This window comes from Streptomyces sp. NRRL S-340 (assembly GCF_000720185.1).
Lineage (GTDB): Bacteria > Actinomycetota > Actinomycetes > Streptomycetales > Streptomycetaceae > Streptomyces.
The window spans coordinates 84,215-105,057 of sequence record NZ_JOIY01000010.1 but is presented as its reverse complement, the minus strand read 5'-3'; the positions used below and the strand labels follow the sequence as shown (position 1 = coordinate 105,057).

General features: G+C 72.4%; 22 protein-coding genes. 9 read left to right on the top strand and 13 right to left on the bottom strand.

The genetic code is table 11. The features are described 5' to 3' along the window. Positions 1-64: 64 nt before the first annotated feature. From mmsB to IG64_RS09955, 6 genes are all read right to left on the bottom strand, one after another. Entirely contained in the window at positions 65-1,306 is a 1,242-nt protein-coding gene (gene mmsB, locus IG64_RS09980; protein ID WP_037854223.1) for a multiple monosaccharide ABC transporter permease, read from the bottom strand. Further along, entirely contained in the window at positions 1,303-2,862 is a 1,560-nt protein-coding gene (gene mmsA, locus IG64_RS09975) for a multiple monosaccharide ABC transporter ATP-binding protein (RefSeq protein ID WP_037854222.1), read from the bottom strand. The genes mmsB and mmsA overlap by 4 nt, the downstream gene beginning before the upstream one ends. A gap of 40 nt (positions 2,863-2,902) precedes the next feature. After that, positions 2,903-4,015 carry a multiple monosaccharide ABC transporter substrate-binding protein gene (gene chvE, locus IG64_RS09970; RefSeq protein WP_037854221.1) on the bottom strand — a complete coding sequence of 371 codons (1,113 nt, stop codon included), beginning with the start codon at positions 4,013-4,015 and terminating at the stop codon, positions 2,903-2,905. A gap of 325 nt (positions 4,016-4,340) precedes the next feature. After that, entirely contained in the window at positions 4,341-5,309 is a 969-nt protein-coding gene (locus IG64_RS09965; RefSeq protein ID WP_037854217.1) for a hypothetical protein, read from the bottom strand. A gap of 224 nt (positions 5,310-5,533) precedes the next feature. Next, entirely contained in the window at positions 5,534-6,547 is a 1,014-nt protein-coding gene (locus IG64_RS09960) for a zinc-dependent alcohol dehydrogenase (RefSeq protein WP_037854215.1), read from the bottom strand. Beyond that, positions 6,544-7,707 (bottom strand): mandelate racemase/muconate lactonizing enzyme family protein, encoded by a 1,164-nt coding sequence (locus tag IG64_RS09955; protein ID WP_037854213.1) that lies wholly within the window; start codon positions 7,705-7,707, stop codon positions 6,544-6,546. The genes IG64_RS09960 and IG64_RS09955 overlap by 4 nt, the downstream gene beginning before the upstream one ends. 347 nt (positions 7,708-8,054) lie before the next feature. Between IG64_RS09955 and IG64_RS41540 the strand changes: the two genes are divergently transcribed. Continuing rightward, positions 8,055-8,894, top strand: a complete 840-nt coding sequence (locus tag IG64_RS41540) for an SCO2400 family protein (protein ID WP_037854211.1) — start codon at positions 8,055-8,057, stop codon at positions 8,892-8,894. Positions 8,895-9,137: 243 nt separating this feature from the next. Here the strand turns inward: IG64_RS41540 and IG64_RS09945 are convergent, their stop codons facing one another. Beyond that, positions 9,138-9,581, bottom strand: coding sequence for a MarR family winged helix-turn-helix transcriptional regulator (locus IG64_RS09945; RefSeq protein ID WP_037854210.1), 444 nt, complete (start codon positions 9,579-9,581; stop codon positions 9,138-9,140). Positions 9,582-9,701: 120 nt separating this feature from the next. Between IG64_RS09945 and IG64_RS09940 the strand changes: the two genes are divergently transcribed. From IG64_RS09940 to IG64_RS09930, 3 genes are all read left to right on the top strand, one after another. Beyond that, positions 9,702-10,724 (top strand): NADP-dependent oxidoreductase, encoded by a 1,023-nt coding sequence (locus IG64_RS09940; protein WP_037854209.1) that lies wholly within the window; start codon positions 9,702-9,704, stop codon positions 10,722-10,724. Between the two features lie 125 nt (positions 10,725-10,849). Continuing rightward, on the top strand, positions 10,850-11,269 hold the full coding sequence (locus tag IG64_RS09935) for an organic hydroperoxide resistance protein (protein ID WP_037854208.1): 420 nt from the start codon (positions 10,850-10,852) through the stop codon (positions 11,267-11,269). A 139-nt stretch (positions 11,270-11,408) separates the two neighbouring features. After that, complete coding sequence (locus IG64_RS09930) at positions 11,409-12,278, top strand: EI24 domain-containing protein (RefSeq protein ID WP_078883917.1); 870 nt, start codon at positions 11,409-11,411, stop codon at positions 12,276-12,278. Between the two features lie 229 nt (positions 12,279-12,507). Here IG64_RS09930 and IG64_RS09925 read toward each other — a convergent pair whose 3' ends face one another. Continuing rightward, a complete protein-coding gene (locus IG64_RS09925) occupies positions 12,508-13,524 on the bottom strand; it encodes a LysR family transcriptional regulator (protein ID WP_078883916.1) in 1,017 nt (338 codons plus the stop codon). A gap of 49 nt (positions 13,525-13,573) precedes the next feature. Between IG64_RS09925 and IG64_RS42080 the strand changes: the two genes are divergently transcribed. The 4 genes from IG64_RS42080 to IG64_RS09910 all read left to right on the top strand — a co-directional run bounded on the left by IG64_RS42080 (position 13,574) and on the right by IG64_RS09910 (position 15,211). Continuing rightward, entirely contained in the window at positions 13,574-14,092 is a 519-nt protein-coding gene (locus IG64_RS42080) for an NAD(P)-dependent oxidoreductase (protein ID WP_234438461.1), read from the top strand. Then, a complete protein-coding gene (locus IG64_RS42075; RefSeq protein WP_234438460.1) occupies positions 14,089-14,406 on the top strand; it encodes a hypothetical protein in 318 nt (105 codons plus the stop codon). Before IG64_RS42080 ends, IG64_RS42075 begins: the two co-directional genes overlap by 4 nt. A gap of 14 nt (positions 14,407-14,420) precedes the next feature. Continuing rightward, positions 14,421-14,810 carry a RidA family protein gene (locus tag IG64_RS09915; RefSeq protein ID WP_037854206.1) on the top strand — a complete coding sequence of 130 codons (390 nt, stop codon included), beginning with the start codon at positions 14,421-14,423 and terminating at the stop codon, positions 14,808-14,810. Between the two features lie 215 nt (positions 14,811-15,025). Beyond that, complete coding sequence (locus tag IG64_RS09910; RefSeq protein WP_037854204.1) at positions 15,026-15,211, top strand: hypothetical protein; 186 nt, start codon at positions 15,026-15,028, stop codon at positions 15,209-15,211. Between the two features lie 135 nt (positions 15,212-15,346). On the opposite strand, the gene IG64_RS09905 is transcribed toward IG64_RS09910, so the two are convergent. Beyond that, positions 15,347-16,327 carry an aldose epimerase family protein gene (locus IG64_RS09905; RefSeq protein ID WP_037854203.1) on the bottom strand — a complete coding sequence of 327 codons (981 nt, stop codon included), beginning with the start codon at positions 16,325-16,327 and terminating at the stop codon, positions 15,347-15,349. A gap of 15 nt (positions 16,328-16,342) precedes the next feature. Then, positions 16,343-17,239: an SGNH/GDSL hydrolase family protein gene (locus tag IG64_RS09900; protein WP_037854202.1), complete on the bottom strand. Its 897-nt coding sequence runs from the start codon at positions 17,237-17,239 to the stop codon at positions 16,343-16,345. Between the two features lie 248 nt (positions 17,240-17,487). Between IG64_RS09900 and IG64_RS09895 the strand changes: the two genes are divergently transcribed. After that, positions 17,488-17,982, top strand: coding sequence for a DUF3145 domain-containing protein (locus IG64_RS09895; RefSeq protein ID WP_037854201.1), 495 nt, complete (start codon positions 17,488-17,490; stop codon positions 17,980-17,982). 96 nt (positions 17,983-18,078) lie between these two features. On the opposite strand, the gene IG64_RS09890 is transcribed toward IG64_RS09895, so the two are convergent. The 3 genes from IG64_RS09890 to IG64_RS09880 all read right to left on the bottom strand — a co-directional run bounded on the left by IG64_RS09890 (position 18,079) and on the right by IG64_RS09880 (position 20,825). After that, entirely contained in the window at positions 18,079-19,359 is a 1,281-nt protein-coding gene (locus IG64_RS09890; RefSeq protein ID WP_037854200.1) for a beta-ketoacyl-[acyl-carrier-protein] synthase family protein, read from the bottom strand. 87 nt (positions 19,360-19,446) lie between these two features. Next, the gene (locus IG64_RS09885) at positions 19,447-19,695 is read right to left on the bottom strand and encodes an acyl carrier protein (RefSeq protein ID WP_037854199.1); all 249 of its coding nucleotides are present in this window, start codon (positions 19,693-19,695) and stop codon (positions 19,447-19,449) included. 98 nt (positions 19,696-19,793) lie between these two features. After that, the gene (locus tag IG64_RS09880; protein WP_037854523.1) at positions 19,794-20,825 is read right to left on the bottom strand and encodes a ketoacyl-ACP synthase III; all 1,032 of its coding nucleotides are present in this window, start codon (positions 20,823-20,825) and stop codon (positions 19,794-19,796) included. Positions 20,826-20,843: the final 18 nt, after the last annotated feature.

Sequence of the window (20,843 nt, the reverse complement as noted above, 5' to 3'; positions counted from 1 at the left end):
TCCCGTGGAAGGACGTCGAAAGGAAAGGGCCCCGCCGGAGGAGGTCCGGCGGGGCCCGGCTGAGCTACGAACCGGACTTGCGCTTGTTCCACACGTCGAACCCGACCGCGGCCAGCAGGGCGAGGCCCTTGATGACCTGCTGCCAGTCGGTGCCGACGCTGAGGAGGTTCATGCCGTTGTTCAGCACGCCGAGGACGAGACCGCCGATGATCGCGCCGAGCACGGTGCCGACACCGCCGCTCATGGACGCACCGCCGATGAACGAGGAGGCGATGGCCTCCAGTTCGAAGTTGAGGCCCGCCTTCGGCGACGCCGCGTTCAGCCGGGCCGCGACCACCAGACCGGCCAGGGCCGCGAGCACGCCCATGTTCAGGAAGACGTAGAAGGTGACCTTCTTGTCCTTCACGCCGGACAGCTTCGCGGCCGGCAGGTTGCCGCCGATCGCGTAGATGTGGCGGCCGAAGACCGCGTTGCGCATCACGTAGCCGTAGCCGACCACCAGCACACCGAGGACCAGCAGCACGATCGGCGCGCCCTTGTAGCTGGCGAGCAGCATCGTGACGACGAGGATCGCGGCGACCATCGCGACGAGCTTGAGCAGGAAGAGCTTGAACGGCGGCACGTCGAGGGCGAACTCCTGCTGGCGCCGGCGGTCGCGGACCTCCTGCCCGACCGTGAAGAGGATCAGGACGAGGCCCAGCAGCAGGGTGATGTTGTGGTAGTTGGTGTTCGGGCCGGCCTCGGGCAGGAACCCGTTGCCCATCTTCTGCAGGCCGTTCGGGAAGGGGCCGAGGGTCTGTCCCGCGAGGAGGATCTCCGTCAGGCCCCGGAAGATCAGCATCCCGGCGAGCGTCACGATGAACGACGGTATGCCGAAGTAGGCGATCAGGAATCCCTGGACGGAACCCGCGACCGCGCCCACCACCAGGCACAGCACCAGTGCGAGAGGCCAGGCCACATGGTGCTCCACCGTCAGCACGGCCGCGAAGGCGCCGACGAACGCGGTGAGCGAGCCGACCGACAGGTCGATGTGCCCCGCGATGATCACCAGCATCATGCCGATCGCGAGGATCAGGATGTAGCTGTTCTGCAGGACCAGGTTCGAGACGTTGCGCGGCAGCAGCAGGTCGCCGCCGGTCCACGCCTCGAAGAGGATGACGATCAGACCGAGCGCGATCAGCATGCCGTACTGGCGCATGTTGCGGCGCAGTCCGTTCAGCATCATCTGGAGCAGGCCGCCGCCGGCCGCTCCGCTGCCGCCCGGCGGCGCCGGGGCCGGGCTCTTGGCGGTCACATCCGTGCTCATCGCGTTACCTCTTTGTCCTGGGTGTCCTTCGTCATCCGACGCATCAGCACTTCCTGGGTGGCCTCGGCCCGTGGCACCTCGCCGGTCAGCCGGCCGGCGGACATGGTGTAGATGCGGTCGCACATGCCGAGCAGCTCCGGCAGCTCGGAGGAGATGAAGACGACCGCCTTGCCCTGGGCGGCCAGTTGGTCGATGACCGTGTAGATCTCGTACTTGGCGCCCACGTCGATGCCCCGCGTGGGCTCGTCCAGGATCAGCACGTCGGGACCCGAGAAGATCCACTTGCTGAGGACGACCTTCTGCTGGTTGCCGCCGGACAGCTTGCCCACCGGCTCGAAGACGGTGGGCGCCTTGATGTTCATGGAGGTGCGGAAGCCCTCGGACACCTGGCGTTCCTCGTGCTCGTCCACCACACCCCGCCGGGCGACCTTGCGCAGGGCGGTCAGCGAGATGTTGCGGTTGATGGTGTCGATGAGGTTCAGGCCGTAGTGCTTGCGGTCCTCGGTGACGTACGCGATGCCGTGCGCGACCGCCTCCGGGACGGTCTTCGTGCGGATCTCGGTGCCGTCCTTGAGGACCGTGCCGCCCGCGTAGCGTCCGTAGGAGCGGCCGAAGACGTTCATGGCCAGCTCGGTGCGGCCCGCGCCCATCAGGCCCGCGATGCCGACGATCTCCCCGCGCCGCACCTGGATCGACACGTCGTCGACCACCTTGCGCTGCTGGTCGATCGGGTGGAACACGGTCCAGTTGCGGATCTCCAGCGCGGGCGCCGCCCCCTCCTCGGGCCGGTGCGGGGTGCGCTCGGGGAAGCGGTTGTCGAGGTCGCGGCCGACCATGCCGGCGATGATCCGCTCCTCGGTGGTCGTGGCCGCCTTCACGTCGAGGGTCTCGATGGTGCGGCCGTCGCGCAGGATCGTCACCGAGTCGGCGACCTTGCGGATCTCGTTGAGCTTGTGGGAGATGATGATCGAGGTGATGCCCTGGTTCTTCAGCTCCAGGATGAGGTCGAGGAGTTTGTCGCTGTCCTCGTCGTTGAGGGCGGCCGTCGGCTCGTCCAGGATGAGCAGTTTCACGGACTTCGACAGCGCCTTGGCGATCTCCACCAGCTGCTGCTTGCCCACGCCGATGTCGGAGACCCGGGTCTCCGGGTGCTCGGCGAGGCCGACCCGGCGCAGCAGTTCGGTGGCGTGCTGCAGCGTGCCGTTCCAGTCGATGAACCCGCGCTTGGCGTGCTCGTTGCCGAGGAAGATGTTCTCCGCGATGGACAGGTACGGCACGAGCGCCAGCTCCTGGTGGATGATGACGATGCCGTGCTGCTCGCTGGCCCGGATGTCCCGGAACCGGCAGACCTCCCCCTCGAAGAGGACCTCGCCCTCGTAACTGCCGTGCGGATGGACGCCGGAGAGCACCTTCATCAGGGTGGACTTGCCGGCGCCGTTCTCCCCGCAGATGGCGTGGACCTCGCCCTGACGGACGGTCAGGGTGACGTCCGACAGCGCTTTGACACCGGGAAAGGTCTTGACGATCGAGCGCATTTCCAGGACGGGTCCCGCCATGGTCGTGCCTTCCAGTCGGTGGTTCGGTGGGTGCGGCGGGTTACTTGCCCAGCTGGGCGTCGGTGTAGTAGCCGCCCTTGACCAGGACGTCCTCGTAGTTGCTCTTGTCGACGCTCACCGGCTGGAGCAGGTAGGCGGGCACGACCTTGGTGCCGTTGTCGTACGACTTGGTGTCGTTGACCTGCGGCTTCTTGCCGTTGATGAGGTCGTCGACCATGGTCGAGGCGACGTCGGCGAGCTTGCGGAGGTCCTTGTAGACGGTCTGCGTCTGCTGGCCCGCGATGATCGACTTCACGGAGGCCAGTTCGGCGTCCTGCCCGGTGATGACGGGCAGCGGCTTGCTGCCGGACCCGTAGCCGTCCGACTTCAGCGCGGACAGCACACCGATGGAGATGCCGTCGTACGGCGAGAGGATCGCGTCGACCTTCTCGCTCTTGTACGAGGAGGTGAGGATGTCGTCCATGCGCCGCTGGGCGGTGGCGCCGTCCCAGCGCAGGGTGGTCACCTTGTTGAGCTGCGTCTGGCCGGACCTGACCACCAGCTGCTTCTTGTCCATGTACGGCTTGAGCACGCTCATCGCGCCGTTGAAGAAGTAGCGGGTGTTGTTGTCGTCGTTGGAGCCGGCGAACAGCTCGATGTTGAACGGCCCCGTCTTGCCGCTGTCCAGGCCGAGCCGGTGCACGATGTACGTGCCCTGGAGCCGGCCGACCTTCTCGTTGTCGAAGGAGGCGTAGTAGTCGACGTTCTTGGTGCCGAGGATCAGCCGGTCGTAGGAGATCACCGGGATCTTGGCGTCGGCGGCCTGCTGGAGCACGTTGTTCAGGGACTTGTTGTCGATGGCCGCGATGATCAGGCCCTTGACGCCCTGGGTGATCAGGTTCTCGATCTGCGAGACCTGGGTGTCCGGGTCGTCCTCGCCGTAGACCAGCTTGGTCTTGTAGCCCTTGGCCTCCAGGTCCTTGACGACGTTCTTGCCGTCGGAGATCCACCGCTCGGAGGACTTGGTCGGCATCGCGATGCCGATCGTGCCGCCCTTGCTGCTGCTCTTGTCCTCCTTGCTGCCGCCCTCGCTGTTCTGCCCGCAGGCGGACAGGGCCAGGGCGAGGGTGGCGGCGGTGGCGGTCGCGGCGAGTGCGGCTCTGCGGTTGCGCATGGTCATCATCCTCGATGTGGGTGCGGGGTCGGTCCGGCGGTGCGGGGCGGTGCGGACGGTGCGGCGGCGCCGGGGTGGTGCCGTGGTCCCGGAGGCGGTGCGGGTGGATCCGGTGGTGCCGTCGATCCGGTGGTGCCGGTGGTGCGTGCATCCGGGGGTGCCGTTGGTGCTGGTGGCGTCGGTGGTGCGTGGATCCGGTGGTGCCGTGGTGCCAGGTGGGTCGTGCCGGGCAGTGGTGCGGCGAACGGTCCGCCGGGGACCGGAAACAGATGTGTGGGATTGTGCGCGGCTGTGTGGGCTTCTGTGAAGCTCAGTTTCCGGAACGTTATGCCGGTGTGTCGAAGCGGGTCAGCGCGCCCGGCAGCCGGGAGCCCAGCGGAGCCATGTCACCGCCCGCTCCGTGCCGCTCCAGCAGGTCCAGCGCCAGCCTGCCGCGCCGCACCCGCTCCCGCGCGGTCGCCAGGGTCACTTCGCGCAGCTGGTGCCCGTACGGGTAGATCCCCGGCGCCTTCGACAGCCCGAACTTCAGGTACAGCGGCGCACCGCGCCGGATCAGCTCCGCCACCTCGTACATCCGCACATAGCCCCCGAGGTCGTCCGGCGCCTCGATGTACATGTCCATCGGCGCGGCCGACACCCGCCGGATCTCCGTGAGGTGGGCGAGCGTCAGGTCGCTGGGCACGTTGACGGAGTCGGCGCCCAGGTGCTCGTAGACGGCGTACGAGGCAGGGTTGACCGGACCGATCAGCGCGGACACCTTCAGGGTGGTGTCGGCCGGGATGATGCCGGCCAGCCGCGCCCGGTGCAGCGTCCACAGCACGCCCTCGTCGGCGACGAGCAGGCACTTGACCCCCAGCTCCGTCGCCCGCACCGCGTCCTCCACGCATCCGGCGACCGCGTCGTGGCCGCGGGCGCGCAGCCCCGCCCCGCGCGAGTCGGTGCGCACCGAGGCGCCGGTGTCCCAGGTGCCGCGCGGTCCGGTGAACAGGCACAGCTCGATGCCGCGTTCGGCGGTCGCCTCGGCCATCTCGGTGATCTCGGCGTCGGTCAGCATCCACACGCCGCTGCCCTGACTGATCCGGTGGATCGGCACGTCGAGCCGGGAGGACTCCTTCAGGACCGCCGCCAGCGCCTCGGGGCCCTCGCACGAGGGGATCTCGGTGCGCCAGCGGCCCCCGCCGGGGAAGGTGTGCGGGGAGGCGTCGGCGGGGTCGGGGGCGGGGGCGGCGAGGCCGAGCGCGGTGAGCGCCGGCTCACCGGGCCTGCGGGCTGCCGTGTCGGGGGCGTCGGTCACAAGCTGTCCTTCGGGTCGAGCGAGCCGCGTGGCGCGTCCGGTGTCTCGGACAGGGTTCGGGGCTCATGGCGTGGAAGCGTCGGAGAGGTGGCGGTGGGCGGCGCACCGGCCGCGGGGCCGTCAGGTCGTCCCGCGGCCGGCGTCCGGTCAGGAACGGACCGGTCCGCGCCCGCGCGCGGGCCCCGGGCGGCCCGGTGCCCGCGCGCGGGCGGACCGGCGTGCGGTCACGGGCGGAGCAGGATCTTGCCGACCTCCGGATCACCGGACCCGGCCAGCTCGACGGCGTGCGCGAAGTCGGTGAGCGGGAGTTCGTGGGTGACCAGGGGCAGGGGGTCGAGCAGGCCGGCCGCGAACACCCGGACGGTGTGCGCCCAGGCCTCCGGCGGCGCTCCGAAGACGGTCTGCACCTCCAGTTGCCGGACCACCAGGTCGGTCGGGTCGAGCCCGTCGGCGCCGGGCGCCGGGATGCCCGTCAGGACCAGTCGTCCACCGCGCCGCAGCAGTGCGGCGGCGGTGCCGGCCGCGTCGGCGGACCCGGCGGTCTCGACGACCACGTCGAAGCCGCCCGGGAGCGCGGGATCGTCCTTGGTGCGGAAGTCCGTCGCCCCGAACCGCCGCGACAGCGCCTCCCGGTCGCGGCGGGTGCCCACCACCAGCAGGTCGGCCGGCGAGAGCGCCTTCAGGAACTGCACGGCGAACATGCCGAGCGTGCCGGTGCCGACCACGGCGACCCGCTCGCCCGGCCGGGCTCCGGCCTTGAGCACGGCGGCGGCGACACACGCGGCGGGCTCCAGCAGGGCGGCGGCGGTGAGGTCGGCGTCGTCGGGCAGGACGTGCAGCAGCCGGGCCGGCAGCGTGAGCGTGCCGGCCATCGCGCCCGGCTGGGTGAAGCCGGTCTCCTCGTACCCCGCGGTGCACAGGGTCGTCTGTCCGGCGTGGCAGCGGTCGCAGACCTGACAGTTGCGGAACCCCTCCCCGACGACCTTGCGGCCGGTGAGGGAGGCGGGTACGCCCGCGCCCACCGCTTGCACCGTGCCGGACCACTCGTGGCCGGGCGTCAGCGGGTAACGGACGTACCCCTCGGGCCGGTTGCCCTGGTACACCTCGCGGTCGCTGCCGCAGACGCCGGCCGCGTGCACGGCGACCAGCGCCTCGCCCGGACCCGGCTCGCGCGGCGTGTGCGGCACGAGCCGGTGCTCACCGGGCGCGTCGACGACGACGGCGGTCGCGGCGCTCACTTCGTGCCCTTGGGCTTGCGGGTCTCCCAGCCCTCGGCCCACAGGTCGAAACGGGCCTGCTGCTGCGGGAACTCGGCCGCCGCGTCGACGTCCAGCTCCACGCCGAGACCGGGCGCCTGGGAGAGGTGGAAGCAGCCGTCCTCCGGGTCGACCTGCGGGGCGCCCTTGACGACCTTCTTGATCTCCGCGTCCGCGAAGTCGTTGAAGTGCTCAAGGATCTTGAAGTTGGGTGAGGTGAAGCCGACCTGGAGGGAGGCGGCGGTCAGCACGGACCCGCCGACGTTGTGCGGGGCGACCAGCATGTAGTGCGTCTCGGCGGTGGCCGCCAGCTTGCGGGTCTCCCAGATGCCGCCGATGTGGCCGACGTCCGGCTGGATGATGTCGACGGCCTGGCTCTCGAACAGCTCGCGGAACTCGATCCGGTCGTGGATGCGCTCGCCCGTGGCGACCGGGAGGTCCACCTTCGCGGCGACCTTCTCCAGCGCCTTCAGGTTCTCCGGCGGCACCGGCTCCTCCAGCCAGGCCGGCTTGAAGGGCGCCATCTCCTTGGCCAGCCGCACGGCGGTGGCGGGGGAGAAGCGGCCGTGCATCTCCAGCATCAGCTCGGCGTCCGGGCCGATGGCGTCGCGTACGGCCTCGATCAGCGAGACGGCGTACAGGGTCTGCTCGTGGTCCAGCTCGAAGTGCCCGGTGCCGAACGGGTCGATCTTCAGCGCCCGGTAGCCGCGCTCCATGACCCCCTGCGCGGCCTTGTGGTACGCCTCCGGGGTGCGCTCGGTCGTGTACCAGCCGTTGGCGTACGCCTTGACCTTGTCGGTGACCTTCCCGCCCAGCAGCTGCCACACCGGGACACCGAGGGCCTTGCCCTTGATGTCCCAGCAGGCCATCTCCACGACCGCGATGCCGGACATGACGATCTCGCCCGCGCGGCCGTAGTCGCCGTACTTCATGCGGCGCACCAGGTCCTCGGCGGCGAACGGGTCCGACCCGAGGATGTGGTTGGCCTCGGCCTCCCGCAGGTAGCCGATCAGTGCGTCGGTGTGGCCCAGCATCCGGGTCTCGCCGACCCCCGTGATCCCTTCGTCGGTGTGCACCTGGACGTAGGTCAGGTTGCGCCACGGCGTCCCGACCACGTGTGTGCTGATTCCGGTGATGCGCACGGCAGTTGCCCCTCAGCTGTTCGCGATTGCTGTACTGGCTGTTCGAGATGACTGTTGCAAGGTGCCCGGACGGCCTGGTCCCGTCCGGACGGCCTGGTCCGGGCTTGCGGTCCGGTCCGGCACGTCCTGGTCCGGACCGGCGCGGGTCCGGTCCGAAACGGTCCGTTCGAGATTTCGTCACGCGTTCGAAATGCTGGCGTGACAGTAAGGAAGCGCCAGGGGGGGTGTCAATGGGGCGGACAGGTAACGGTTTCGGCAAGCCTTCCGGGAGTTCTCGCGTTCCCCCACGGAACCTTCACAGACGCCCCTAGGAACGGCGCCCGCCCGGAACTTAGTCTTCCCGCGTCATGAACTACTGCCACCCGTGCCGACGGCATCTCAACGGCGCTCTCGCCTGCCCGGGGTGCGGCACCCCGGCCGAATCCCTCCCGGCGGACGCGGATCAGGCCGAACACCCGCTCCAGGAAGCCGAGTTCGCGGCGGCGGAGCAGCCGGAGCGCGAGGACGGCGACACCGGCCGTGCTCCGGCCCCGGGGCGGGCGGCGCGCCGCAGGGCGCGGGAAGAGGGTCGCGGCGCACCCGTCGAGGAGACCGCCGGCAGGGCGGCGCGACGGGCGGCCGGCGGCGGTGCGAGCCGCCGCGACCGCAAGGCGGCGGCCCACCGCAGGCGACGCCGCAGGGCCCTGCTGATCACCGCCGGGTTCGTGCTGGCGGCGGGCGGGCTGAGCCTGGCCGAACTGGGCTCCGACGCGCCCGGTCTGCCGGGCCTTTCCGGCCCGGGCCCCGACACCGCGGGCGACGCGGCGGCCGACGGCGGTGCGAGCCCGGACGCGGCGGCGGGCGCGACGGGGGCGGCGCGGCCGATCGCCGACGCGCCCGGGCGCACCGCGAGCGCGAGCGCGGACCGGGCCTCGGCGTCGGCCTCGCGCCAGGCGTCGCCGTCCGCCTCGGCGACGGGCCGCACGCCCGGACCGGGCGCGAGCGGTTCGGCCGGCCCCGGGCGGCCGGCTCCGGCCTCGGCGGGCGCGGTGACCGGCGCGGGCGGCACCGCGGGGGGCGGCGCGCCGTCCTCGCAGGCCCCGCAGGCACCCCAGTCCCCGGCCGCGCCGGCCTCCTCACCCCCGGCCCCGCACCCGACCCCCACCCCGACGCACACGTGCAACCGCTTCCTGTGGTGGTGCACGTAGCCCGGTGAAGAGCCGCGGCCGGCGGCGCGCGGCACCCGGCCGCAGCCGCGCGCGTCACTCGGACGCGGCCGGAGGCGAACGGGGCGGACAAGTCCGACGGGGCCCACGGGCAGACAGGACCCACGGGCGGACGAAGCCGACGAGGCCGATGAAAGCTGCGGCTGGACCCGCGACCTCCTGCCCCGGATGCCCCCAGCGCCCGCCGGTCCCAGGCCCGGCCCTGCGCCCGGGCGGCCCCTTGGATCAGGCGCCCGCCACCATGCGTCGCAGCAGATCGCGCAGCACGCGCCGCTCGTCGTCGCTCAGTCCCGCCAGCGGCTCCCGCGCGAAGCGCAGTCCCTCGCGCAGGTCGCGCGCCACCCGGCGCCCCTCCTCCGTCGCCGCCGCCAGCTTCACCCGGCGGTCGGCCGGATCGGGCCGCCGCTCCGCGAGCCCGCGCGCCTCCAGGCGGTCCACGATCCCGGTCACGTTCGACGGCTCGCACTTCAGCTTCTGCGCGAGCTTGCGCATCGGCAGCGGTTCCACGGACAGCAGGCTCAGCAGCCGTGCCTGCGGGCCGGTCAGCGCGTGCTCGCCCGCGGCCTCCTCGTAGTCCGCGTAGAACCGGGCCACGACGTCACCGATCAGCTCGACGACCTCCAGGGCCAGGGCGTCGGGGCGGCGGGGGTGCGGGTCAGTGGTGGCCATGGCGACCAGCGTACCCGCTTACTTGACAACCTGAAATATCCAGGAGCATGGTTGTTTCAGGTACTGAAGTATTCGGCTCCGTCCGGACGGGCCGAGCCGCACCGACGAGAGGCGCCCCCCGTGTCCGACACCCCCACACTTCCCGCCGTCAGCCGTGAGTGGCACCTGCTCAGCCGCCCGGTCGGCTGGCCCGAGCCCGAGGACTTCGCCCTCGTGGAGGCCGAGCTGCCGCAGCCGGGCGAGGGCCAGGTCCTCGTACGGAACGAGTACCTCTCCGTGGACCCGTACATGCGCGGCCGGATGAGTGCCGCCAAGTCGTACGTGGCGCCCTACGAGCTGAACGAGCCCATGCAGGGCGGGGCCGTCGGACAGGTCGTCGCCTCCCGCGCCGAGGGCGTCGCGGTCGGCGAGCACGTCCTGCACTTCGGCGGCTGGCGCGAGTACGCCGCCGTGGACGCCGCCCAGGCCGTCAAGGTCGACCCGGAGGCCGCGCCGCTGTCGACCTATCTCGGCGTGCTCGGCATGACCGGCCTGACCGCCTACGCCGGCCTGCTGCGCACCGCCTCCTTCAAGGAGGGCGACGCCGTCTTCGTCTCCGGCGCGGCCGGCGCGGTCGGCAGCCAGGTCGGGCAGCTCGCCCGGCTCAAGGGCGCCTCGCGGGTCATCGGCTCGGCCGGGTCCGACGAGAAGGTGAAGCTCCTCGTCGACGAGTACGGCTTCGACGCCGCCTTCAACTACAAGGACGGCCCGGTTTCCGAGCAGTTGCGCGCCGCCGCCCCCGACGGTGTCGACGTGTACTTCGACAACGTCGGCGGCGACCACCTGGAGGCCGCCATCGGCTCCCTCAACCGGGGCGGCCGGATCGCGATCTGCGGCGCCATCTCGGTCTACAACAACACCGAGCCCGCCCCCGGCCCGAGGAACCTGGCCCGGCTGATCCAGACCCGAGGCCGGATCGAGGGCTTCCTGGTGGGCGACCACTACGACCTCCAGCCGCAGTTCGTGCGGGAGGTCGGCCCGTGGGTGCGCTCGGGTGAGCTGAAGTACCGCGAGACGGTCGTCGAAGGGGTGGAGAACACGCTGGAGGCGTTCCTCGGGGTGCTGCGCGGCGACAACACCGGAAAGATGATCGTCAAGCTCTGAGCGGGGCCGCGGTCCCGGCCGGCCCGGCAGGCGTTCCCTGGATTTCCGACATGCGGTAACTTCTTTCCGAAACCGCTGGCGACCGTGGGCGCGAGTCGCGGCGGACCGAGGAGGAAACGCACGCTATGGCCATCCAGCAGTCCGACGTCCTGTACACCGCCGTCGCCACCGCCGAGGGCGGACGCGACGGCCGGGTCGCCACCGACGACGGCAAGATCGACGTCGTCGTGAACCCGCCCAAGGAGATGGGCGGCAGCGGCACCGGAACCAACCCCGAGCAGCTGTTCGCCGCCGGCTACAGCGCCTGCTTCCAGGGCGCTCTCGGCGTGGTCGCCCGCCAGGAGGGCGCCGACATCTCCGGCTCGACCGTCACCGCCAAGGTCGGCATCGGCAAGAACGAGGACGGGTTCGGGATCATCGTGGAGATCTCGGCCGCCATCCCGAACGTCGACGCGGCCACCGCGAAGAGCCTGGTGGAAAAGGCGCACCAGGTGTGCCCGTACTCCAAGGCCACCCGCGGCAACATCACCGTGACGCTGGCCTGAACCGGTCGTTGCCCCGTACGGCGGCGGTCGCACCTCTGGACGTGGGGTGCGGCCGCCGCCGTCGCGCGCCGGCGCGGGACCGGGCCGCCGTCGCACCCACGGGCGGGGCCGGGCCGCCGCCCCTCGCTACAGTGACCCCATGCGTGATCTCGGGGTGGGGTTCGGTTATCTCCTGAAGGGCCAGCGGTGGATGGCCCGGCACCGGAGGTCGTACGGTTTCGGCCTGCTCCCCGGACTGATCACCCTCGTCCTGTACGCCGCGGCGCTCACCGCGCTCGCCCTGTGGGGCACGGACGCCGTCGGCTGGGCCACCCCCTTCGCCGACGGCTGGCCGAGCCCCTGGCTCGGTCTCTTCCGCGGCTTCCTCACGGCGGTGCTGTTCGCCCTCGGCCTGCTCCTGGCCGTCGTCACCTTCACCGCCGTCACCCTGCTGATCGGCCAGCCGTTCTACGAGAGCCTCTCCGAACAGGTCGACCGGGACGTCTCCCCGGACGGCACCGCGCCCGAGTCCGGCCTGCCGCTCTGGCGCGAACTGTGGATCTCGGGGCGCGACAGCCTCCGCGTCCTGGTCCGCGCCGCCCTGTGGGGCGTCCTGCTCTTCGGCCTCGGCTTCCTGCCCTTCGTCGGGCAGACCGTCGTCCCGGTGATCGGGTTCTTCGTCACCGGCTTCTTCCTCACCGAGGAACTGGCCGCCGTCGCCCTCCAGCGCCGCGGCGTCGATCTCCGCGCCCGCCTGCGCCTCCTGCGCTCCCGCAAGACCCTGGTCTGGGGCTTCGGAACCCCGCTGGGCCTGGCCTTCCTGGTGCCGTTCGTCGCCGTGTTCCTCATGCCGGGCGCGGTCGCGGGCGCCACCCTGCTCGCCCGCGACCTGCTGGACGAGGGGACGGGCGAAGGGGCGGACGGCGAGCCGGACGGGCGGCGGGGCGAGCGCCCGGACGCGGAGGCGGGCGAAGGGGAGGCGGACGGCGGCCCGGCGCTCACCCGTGACCGGCACCCGCGGCCGGCCTAGGGCGTGTTTCGAAAGTGGCGCCGTCCGCCCGAAGGGCGGGCCCCGCGGCGCCCGGTGCGTGCTCCCGGCGTGCCGGGCGGAAGCCCGCGTACTCGGGCGCACTCGGGCAACTCGGGCTTTCGCCCGGTGCGGCGAGAGAGCGTGCCGGGTGTCGCGGGGCAGGCGGGAACCTGACGACAAGGCCTTGTTCCTGGCTGCTGTCTGTCCGGCCGATCAGGTCGCAGGGAACTCACGGCGCCTGACCGTCCGTGGCGTGAACCGCCGCCGGACGGGCCGTGGCACCCACCGCCTCCGCCGCCTCCCGCAGCACGCCGATGAACGCCTCCGCGGCCGGTGAAGGCGAGCGCCCCCTCACGGTCGCCGCGTACACCGCGCGGGCCGGCGCGTCCTCGTCGCGCACCGGGAGCAGGGCCACGTCCGGCCGTACGGACGCGGCGGCGAGCGCCGGGACCAGGGCGACCCCCAGACCGGCCGCGACATAGCCCTGCTTGGCGGTCCACTCGGCCACGACGTGGGCGATCCGCGGCCGGAACCCCGCCCGCAGCGCCGCGTCCAGCAGGGTGCCCTCCGGGCGGGCGCTGCCCGACACCCAGTCGGCGCCGGCGAGCTGACGCAGCCGCACGGGTCCGGGACGGTCCGCCAGGGGATGCCGGGCCGGGACGGCGACGTACAGGGACTCGTCGAGCAGGTGGTGCAGCGTGTACGCCTCCAGCGGCGCCCGCCCGGTGGTGGAGACCACCGCCAGGTCGAGGTGCCCGGCGGTGAGCCGTTCCAGCAGCCCGGCGGTCAGGCCCTCCTCGCGGGTGACCCGGACGCCCGGACGGCGGGCCCGGAAGGCGGCCAGCGCCCACGGCACCAGCGCCGCGTCGGCCGAGGCGAACGCCCCGAACCGCAGCCGCCCGCCCGTCGCCTCGCGCAACGCCGCCAGTTCGCGCACGGCACCGTGCAGCGACTCGGCGACGGCCCGCGCGTACGGGACGAGCGTGCGCCCCGCCTCGGTGAGCCGCACCCCGCGCGGCAGCCGGTCGAACAGCGGGGCGCCGCCGAGCGCCGCCTCGAGCGCGGAGACCTGCCGGGACACCGCGGACTGGGTCCAGCCCAGCGTCCGCGCCGCCACGGTGAACGACCCGCACCGGTCCACCTCCAGGAACACCCGCAGCCACAGCGTGGACAGATCGGGGACGGCGTCGTCGCGCCCGGACCCGGCGGGGCCATCCTCGCCATGCATGTTCGGCATGTCAGCCATGCCATTGATTCGCTTGTCGCATCACGTGCCCGACCTTAGCGTCGACGGCATGCAGCACAGGGAGAAGATCGCCTTTCTGGGGCTCGGCCGTATGGGCACGCCCATGGCCCGCCGGCTCCTCGCCGCGGGGCACCCGCTGACCGTCTGGAACCGCACGGCGGCCAGGACCGGCCCGCCGGCCGCGGAGGGCGCCGAGCCCGCGGACCGCCCCGCCGACGCCGTCCGGGACGCCGACGTGGTCATCACGATGCTGGCCGGTCCGGACGCGCTCGCCGAGGTCGCCGACGCCGTCCTGCCCGCCCTGCCCGACGGCGCGCGCCGGGTGGAGATGCCCACCGTCGGCCCGGACGCCGTACGCGCGCTGGCCGTCCGCCTCGACGGCCGGGCCGTCCTCGTGGACGCCCCGGTCACCGGCGGTACCGACCGGGCCGCCGACGGGAGCCTCGGCATCCTCGCGGGCGGCGCGACGGCCGGGGCGGAGCACATCCTGGCCCGCCTCGGCACCGTCACCCGCACCGGCCCCCTCGGCACCGGGGCCGCGCTCAACTGGTCGTCAACACCGCGGTGATCAGCGGCGTCGTCCTCGTCGCCGAGGCACTGCGACTGGCCGACACGCTCGGCGTCGACGGGGAGACGGCCCGCACCGCGCCGGCCGGCGGCCCGCTCGCCGGGGCGGTCGCCCCCGCCTTCGCCGAGGACGCCCGCTTCGCCACCGCGCTGGCCGCCAAGGACCTCGCGCTCGCCACGGCCACCGCCCCGCTCCCCGCCGTGCAGGCCGTGTCGGCGGCCCTGCGGCAGGCGGCCGGGGAGCCGGGGCCCGCCGGTGCCGACCTGTCCCGTGCCGCAGCCCGGATCCGTACCCGCACCACCACGACCGCGTGAGGAGCAGCAGCACCGTGCAGATCACCCTCGACAACCCCGCCGGCGCCCCCCAGCCGCTCAGCCCCTACTACTCCCAGGTCGCCAGAGTCGAACACGCCGACGGCAGCGCCCTGTTGTTCCTCTCCGGCCAGATCGCCGAGGGCGAGACGCTCGCCGAGCAGAGCGAGGGCGTCTTCCAGGCCGTCGCCGCGCTGCTGGAGGCGCACGGCGCGAGCTTCGCGGACGTCATCGGCGTGCGCACCTTCCTCACCGACATCAGCCGGCTCGCCGAGTACGGAGCCGTGCGGCAGCGCTACCTCACCGGCACCCCGCCCACCAGCCTGACCGTCGAGGTGCCCCGGCTGTTCCGGCCCGGGGCGCAGATCGAGGTGGAGGTGGTGGCCGCCGTGCCCGGCCGTTTGTGAAGGGTTCGTACGAGGTTCCGGCCGGGCGCCTCCCGCCCGGCCGTCGCGGTCCCGCGGCGATTAGGGTCGGATCCGGGGCAAGCCCCCCACGTACAGCCCCGGCCCGGGACCTGACCCCTGGACCGGGGCTCGTGGCGTCCCGGCCGGATGTGGCAGACCCCCGGCCCGGTACGGCCGCCGACGGCGGCTCAGGGGGACGTCCGGGGAGAACGCACGTGCATCCGGGGCAGGGGCCACCGGGCCCGTCCGGGCAGCAGGAGAACCAGGGACAGGGCCCGTCCGCGCACGGCCCCTGCGCGCAGGGGCCGGGGCCGACCGGCGGCGCGGTGCTGCTGGTCTGCGCGGGCGCGGTGGCCCTGCTCGGCCGGGCGGTCACGCGGATGCGCGGCGAGACCGTCTGACGACGACCTGACGCCGCACGGCGAGCAGAGCGCCGCACGGCGGGGAGACCGCCCGACGGCGGCGTGACGCGACCCGAGGCCGGCGTGCCCGCCCGCCTGTTCTGCCCGCCCGTTCTGCACGCCGGGCGGGCGGCCCTACCGCACCGAGAAGCCGTACACCGTCTCCGAGCGGAACGCCTCGCCCGGACGCAGTACGGTGCTCGGGAAGTCGGGGCGGTTGGGGGAGTCGGGGAAGTGCTGGGTCTCCAGGGCGATCCCGGCGCCGGGCGCGAAGGGGCCGGCGGACAGGTGGTCGGCGGTGTAGAGCTGGAGGCCCGGCTCGGTCGTCGCCACCGTCAGCACCCGCCCGGACACCGGGTCGTACAGCTCGGCGGCCTCCTCGGCCCGCTCGGTGACCCCCTTGTCCAGGACGAAGTTGTGGTCGTAGCCCGCGCCCGCCGTGCGCGCCCGGCGGAAGTCGAAACGGGTCCCCGTCACGTCCGCCGCAGCGCCCTCGGGGATCAGCCGCGCGTCGACCGGGGTGTAACGCGAGGCCGCCAGGCGCAGTTCGTGCCCGGCCGCCTCGCCGGAGCCGGCGCCGCCCAGGTTCCAGTAGGAGTGGTTGGTCGGGTTGAACACGGTCGGCGCGTCCGTGACCGCCTCGTAGCGCAGGTGCAGGGCGCCCGAGGCGTCCAGCGTGTAGGTCGCGGTGACCTCCAGACGGCCGGGGAAGCCCTCCTCGCCGTCCGGACTGACCCGGGACAGCCGCACGCCGTGCTCGACCGGCGTCACGTCCCACACCCGCTTGTCGAACCCGCGCTCGCCGCCGTGCAGCGTGTTGGCACCCTCGTTCGGCGTGACCGTGTACGGCCGCCCGTCCAGCTCGAAGCGGCCGCCGGCGATCCGGTTGGCGTACCGGCCGATCAGGGCGCCGAGATACGGCTCCGGATGGGTGAGGTAGCCGTCCAGACCGGCGAAGCCCAGCACCACGTCCGCCGTGCGCCCGTCCCGGTCCGGGACCTCGACCGACTGCACGATCCCGCCGTACGACAGCACGCGCACCCGCACTCCGGCCCGCTCGAGCGTCCAGCGGTGCACCGGTGTGCCGTCGGAAAGTGTGCCGAAAAGTTCGTTCATGGGGGAAACTGTAGGTCACGGATTCCTGGCGGTGACAGTACGGTAGGCGATCTCCGCCAGCCTGGCCTGGCCGTTGCGGCTGGGGTGGAACCAGTCCCAGTGGCTGAGCTGCTTCGTGTCGAACTCGTAGTCGAAGACGGCGTTCTTGTCGAAGCGGCAGCGGCGGTCCTTCGCGCACACCTCGGCCAGCACCTTGTTGTACTCCACCACCCGGGCCTGCACCGTCTCCCGCCGCCGGGTCGCCGCCGGGTCCAGCGCGTCCGCGTCGCCCAGCATCGACGGGCAGATGCCCAGCTTCCAGACCTGCTTGCCCAGCGCGTTCGTGCGACCCTCGGACCACAGCCGCTTCAGGTTCGGCACGCTGGAGACGTACACCTCCGTCTTCGGCAGCGCCTGCCGCAGCGCGTCCATCGCCGACTGGAACTGCCTGCGGAAGTCCGCCACGGACGTCATCTGGCCGGTGGAGTCGCGGCAGGCGTCGTTGGCTCCGGCCATCACCGTGACCAGCTCCGGCCTGTGCAGCACCGCCTGGGTCATCTGGCCGCGCAGATCGGCCATCCGGGAACCGGTCACCGCCTCGTTCCAGCTGCGCTGGGCCGCGCCCGTCACGCCGAGCAGCCGCACGGCCAGGCTGTCCACACCCGCGTCGCTGCCCGTCGCCCAGGACACCTCCGGACAGTCCGTCAACACCATGCACGCGTCGAAGCCGCGGGTGATGGAATCGCCCACCGCCGCGACGGAGTCCGGGTGGGTGTCCCACAGCGGCGTCGGCGACGCGGACGGTGCCGCCCCGGCGCCCGCCTCCCGGTCGCCGGAGACACCCGCACCGGCCGCGTCACAGCCCGCCACGGCCAGCACGGCAGCCGCCGTCACCGCATGGACGGCGCGCAGCCGGTGACTTCGCTTCCGCATGCCGGTGCTCCCCTCGGTCGTCGTGCGGTGGTCCCTTCCGGAACAACGTCTGAGGGTTCCCAGCCTCACCCGAGGTGACCGCGCGCACCCGTACAAGCGTCCCCCTGGGTGAATGCGGGGTGTTTCCGGACCCCGGGACCGACGGTACGTCACACTCCCCACCCCGTCGCACGGTAGCCTCGCCATCAACGTGGCCGTCGCGCCACTGCCGCCCGCCCGCCCCTGACCCGCTCTGCCCGGAGGTCCCGGTGACGACACGTGGAGTTCTGTACGTGCACTCCGCGCCGCGCGCGCTGTGCCCGCACGTCGAGTGGGCCGTCGCGGGGGTGCTCGGCACGCGCGTCAGCCTGGACTGGATCCGCCAGCCCGCCGCCCCCGGCACCTGGCGCTCGGAGTTCTCCTGGCAGGGCGAGGCGGGCACCGCCTCCAAGCTCGCCTCCGCGCTGCGCGGCTGGCAGCTGCTGCGCTTCGAGGTCACCGCCGAGCCCTGCGCCACCGCCGAGGGCGAGCGCTACAGCTGCACCCCCGACCTCGGCATCTTCCACGCCGTCACCGGCATCCACGGCGACATCCTCATCCCCGAGGACCGGCTGCGCGCGGCGCTCACCCGCTCCCAGCGCGGCGAGACCGACCTGGAGGCCGAGATCGCCAAGCTCCTGGGCAAGCCCTGGGACGACGAACTGGAACCCTTCCGCTACGCGGGCGAGGGCGCCCCGGTCCGCTGGCTCCACCAGGTGGTCTGAGAGCCCCCGAAGGGGCCGCGGGACTCCCGCACGTGAACGGCGCCGGCCCGGACCCCCGAGGGGGTCCGGGCCGGCGCCGTTCACGGCGACTCGGACTCAGATCGTGCGGAACGCCAGCACGACGTTGTGCCCACCGAACCCGAACGAGTCGTTGAGGGCGGCGATCCGGCCCTCGACGGGCAGCTTCCGCGCCTCCCCGCGGACCACGTCCGCGTTCGCCTCGGCCTCGGGGTCGATGTTGTCCAGGTTGATGGTCGGCGGTGCCACCCGGTGGTACAGGGCCAGCACGGTCGCCACCGACTCCACGCCGCCCGCGCCACCGAGCAGGTGACCGGTCATCGACTTGGTCGCGGAGACCGCCATGTGGTCCGCGTCGTCGCCGAACACCTTCCGCAGCGCCTTCAGCTCGGCGATGTCACCGGCAGGCGTCGAGGTGGCGTGCGCGTTGACGTGCACGATCTCGGCCGGGTCCAGGTCGTTGCGGTCCAGCAGGTTCTGCAGGGCGTGCGAGATGCCGCGGCCCTCGGGCTCCGGCTGCACGATGTCGTGGCTGTCGGCGGAGATGCCCTGGCCGACCGCCTCCGCGTAGACGCGGGCGCCGCGCGCGGCGGCGTGCTCGGCGGACTCCAGGACGAGCACACCCGCGCCCTCGCCGAGGACGAAGCCGTCCCGGTCGACGTCGTAGGGGCGCGAGGCGCCCTCCGGGTTCCCGTTGTTCTTGGACATCGCCATCATGTTGCCGAACGCGGCGATCGGCAGCGGGTGGATCGCCGCCTCCGTGCCGCCGGCGACGACCACGTCGGCGCGGCCGGTGCGGATCATCTCGATGGCGTAACCGATGGCCTCGGCGCCCGACGCGCAGGCGGAGACCGGGGTGTGCACGCCCGCGCGGGCGCCCACGAGCAGGCCGACGTTGGCCGAGGGGCCGTTCGGCATCAGCATGGGAACGGTGTGCGGGGAGACGCGGCGTACGCCCTTCTCCTTGAGCACGTCGTACTGGTCCAGCAGGGTCGTCACGCCGCCGATGCCGGAGGCGATGACCGCACCGAGCCGGTCGGGGTCGACGGCGCCGTCGCTGCCTTCCTCACCGGCCTTGCCGGAGAAACCGGCGTCCTTCCAGGCCTCCTGGGCGGCGATCAGCGCGAACTGCGCCGAACGGTCCAGGCGGCGGGCCTGCGGCCGCGGAATGGTCTCGGTCGGCTCCACGGCGACCGGGGCCGCGATGCGGACGGCCTGCTCGGCCGCCCAGTCCTGGGTCAGCGGCTTGACGCCGGACTTGCCGGCGACCAGACCCTCCCAGGTAGAGGCTGCGTCGCCACCCAGCGGTGTGGTTGCGCCGATACCGGTGACGACCACGGTGCGATTGGTCGGGCTCACGGGAATTCTTTCTCCAACGGAACGAGGATCAAAAACGGCGCCACCGCCGGGTGGCGGGGCAGTCAGCCCACAGCAGTGATCGGTAGATCAGCTCTGGTGCTTGAGGATGTAGTCGGTGGCGTCCCCGACCGTCTTGAGGTTCTTGACGTCCTCGTCCGGGATCTTGACGTCGAAGCGCTCTTCGGCGGCGACGACGACCTCGACCATGGACAGCGAGTCGACGTCCAGGTCATCGGTGAAGGACTTGTCCAGCTGGACGTCCTCGACGGGGATACCGGCGATCTCGTTCACGATCTCGGCGAGACCGTCGACGATCTCCTTCTGAGTGGCGGCCATGTCGGCGCTCCTTCGTAGTGTTCCAGAGGGTGTGGCGCCCGCCGCGGCAGCGGCAGGTGTGGCGGTGCCGTACCGGAGCATGATCCGGCACGGAGTGCCTAGGGGAGGGTAACGACCGTCGCGGCGTAGACGAGACCCGCCCCGAAGCCGATGACGAGCGCGGTGTCGCCGCTCTTCGCCTCGCCGGTCGCCAGGAGCCGCTCCATCGCGAGCGGGATCGAGGCGGCCGAGGTGTTGCCGGTGGTGCGGATGTCACGGGCGACCGTGACGTGCTCCGGCAGTTTCAGCGTCTTCACCATCGAGTCGATGATCCGCACGTTGGCCTGGTGCGGGATGAAGACGTCCAGGTCGTCCGGGCTGATCCCGGCCGCGTCCAGCGCCTGCTGGGCGACCTTCGCCATCTCGAACACGGCCCAGCGGAAGACCGCCTGGCCCTCCTGCGTGATCGCGGGGAACTTGACGTTGCCCTCGCTGTCCACGGGCAGCTCGGACACGTCGCCGATCCTGAAGCGGTCCCAGGGGACGGTCTGCTTGATCGTCTCCGACTTGTCGCCCTCGGAGCCCCACACGGTCGGGCCGATCGCCGGCTCCTGCGAGGGGCCGACCACGACCGCGCCGGCGCCGTCACCGAACAGGAAGGCCGTGGCCCGGTCCTCCAGGTCGGTCAGGTCGCTCAGCCGCTCCACGCCGATGACGAGCACGTACTCGGCGGAACCTTCCACCACCATGCCCTTGGCGAGGGTGAGGCCGTAGCCGAAGCCCGCGCAGCCCGCCGAGATGTCGAACGCGGCGGCCCTGTCCGTGCCCAGCTTGTCGGCGATCTCGGTGGCGACGGCCGGGGTCTGACTGAAGTGCGAGACGGTGGAGACGACCACCGCGCCGATCTGCGCGGCCTCGATCCCGGCGTCCGCGATCGCCTTGCCCGCCGCCTCGATCGACATCACCGCGACGGTCTCCTCGGGGCCCGCCCAGTGCCGGGTCTCGATGCCGGAGCGCGACCGGATCCACTCGTCGGACGAGTCGATCTTCTCGAGGATCACCTCGTTGGGCACCACCCGGGTGGGCCGGTAGCCGCCCACGCCGAGGATGCGCGCGTACGGGGCGCCCCTGCTCGGCTTGATCTTCGACATCGGCATGTTCGGTGGGCT

Bases quoted from the DNA above. Each gene is read 5' to 3' on its own strand.
- mmsB (WP_037854223.1), bottom strand. From the start codon at position 1,306: ATGAGCACGGATGTGACCGCCAAGAGCCCGGCCCCGGCGCCGCCGGGC.
- mmsA (WP_037854222.1), bottom strand. From the start codon at position 2,862: ATGGCGGGACCCGTCCTGGAAATGCGCTCGATCGTCAAGACCTTTCCC.
- chvE (WP_037854221.1), bottom strand. From the start codon at position 4,015: ATGCGCAACCGCAGAGCCGCACTCGCCGCGACCGCCACCGCCGCCACC.
- IG64_RS41540 (WP_037854211.1), top strand. From the start codon at position 8,055: ATGAACTACTGCCACCCGTGCCGACGGCATCTCAACGGCGCTCTCGCC.
- IG64_RS09945 (WP_037854210.1), bottom strand. From the start codon at position 9,581: ATGGCCACCACTGACCCGCACCCCCGCCGCCCCGACGCCCTGGCCCTG.
- IG64_RS09935 (WP_037854208.1), top strand. From the start codon at position 10,850: ATGGCCATCCAGCAGTCCGACGTCCTGTACACCGCCGTCGCCACCGCC.
- IG64_RS09930 (WP_078883917.1), top strand. From the start codon at position 11,409: ATGCGTGATCTCGGGGTGGGGTTCGGTTATCTCCTGAAGGGCCAGCGG.
- IG64_RS09925 (WP_078883916.1), bottom strand. From the start codon at position 13,524: ATGGCTGACATGCCGAACATGCATGGCGAGGATGGCCCCGCCGGGTCC.
- IG64_RS42080 (WP_234438461.1), top strand. From the start codon at position 13,574: ATGCAGCACAGGGAGAAGATCGCCTTTCTGGGGCTCGGCCGTATGGGC.
- IG64_RS09905 (WP_037854203.1), bottom strand. From the start codon at position 16,327: ATGAACGAACTTTTCGGCACACTTTCCGACGGCACACCGGTGCACCGC.
- IG64_RS09900 (WP_037854202.1), bottom strand. From the start codon at position 17,239: ATGCGGAAGCGAAGTCACCGGCTGCGCGCCGTCCATGCGGTGACGGCG.
- IG64_RS09885 (WP_037854199.1), bottom strand. From the start codon at position 19,695: ATGGCCGCCACTCAGAAGGAGATCGTCGACGGTCTCGCCGAGATCGTG.
- IG64_RS09880 (WP_037854523.1), bottom strand. From the start codon at position 20,825: ATGTCGAAGATCAAGCCGAGCAGGGGCGCCCCGTACGCGCGCATCCTC.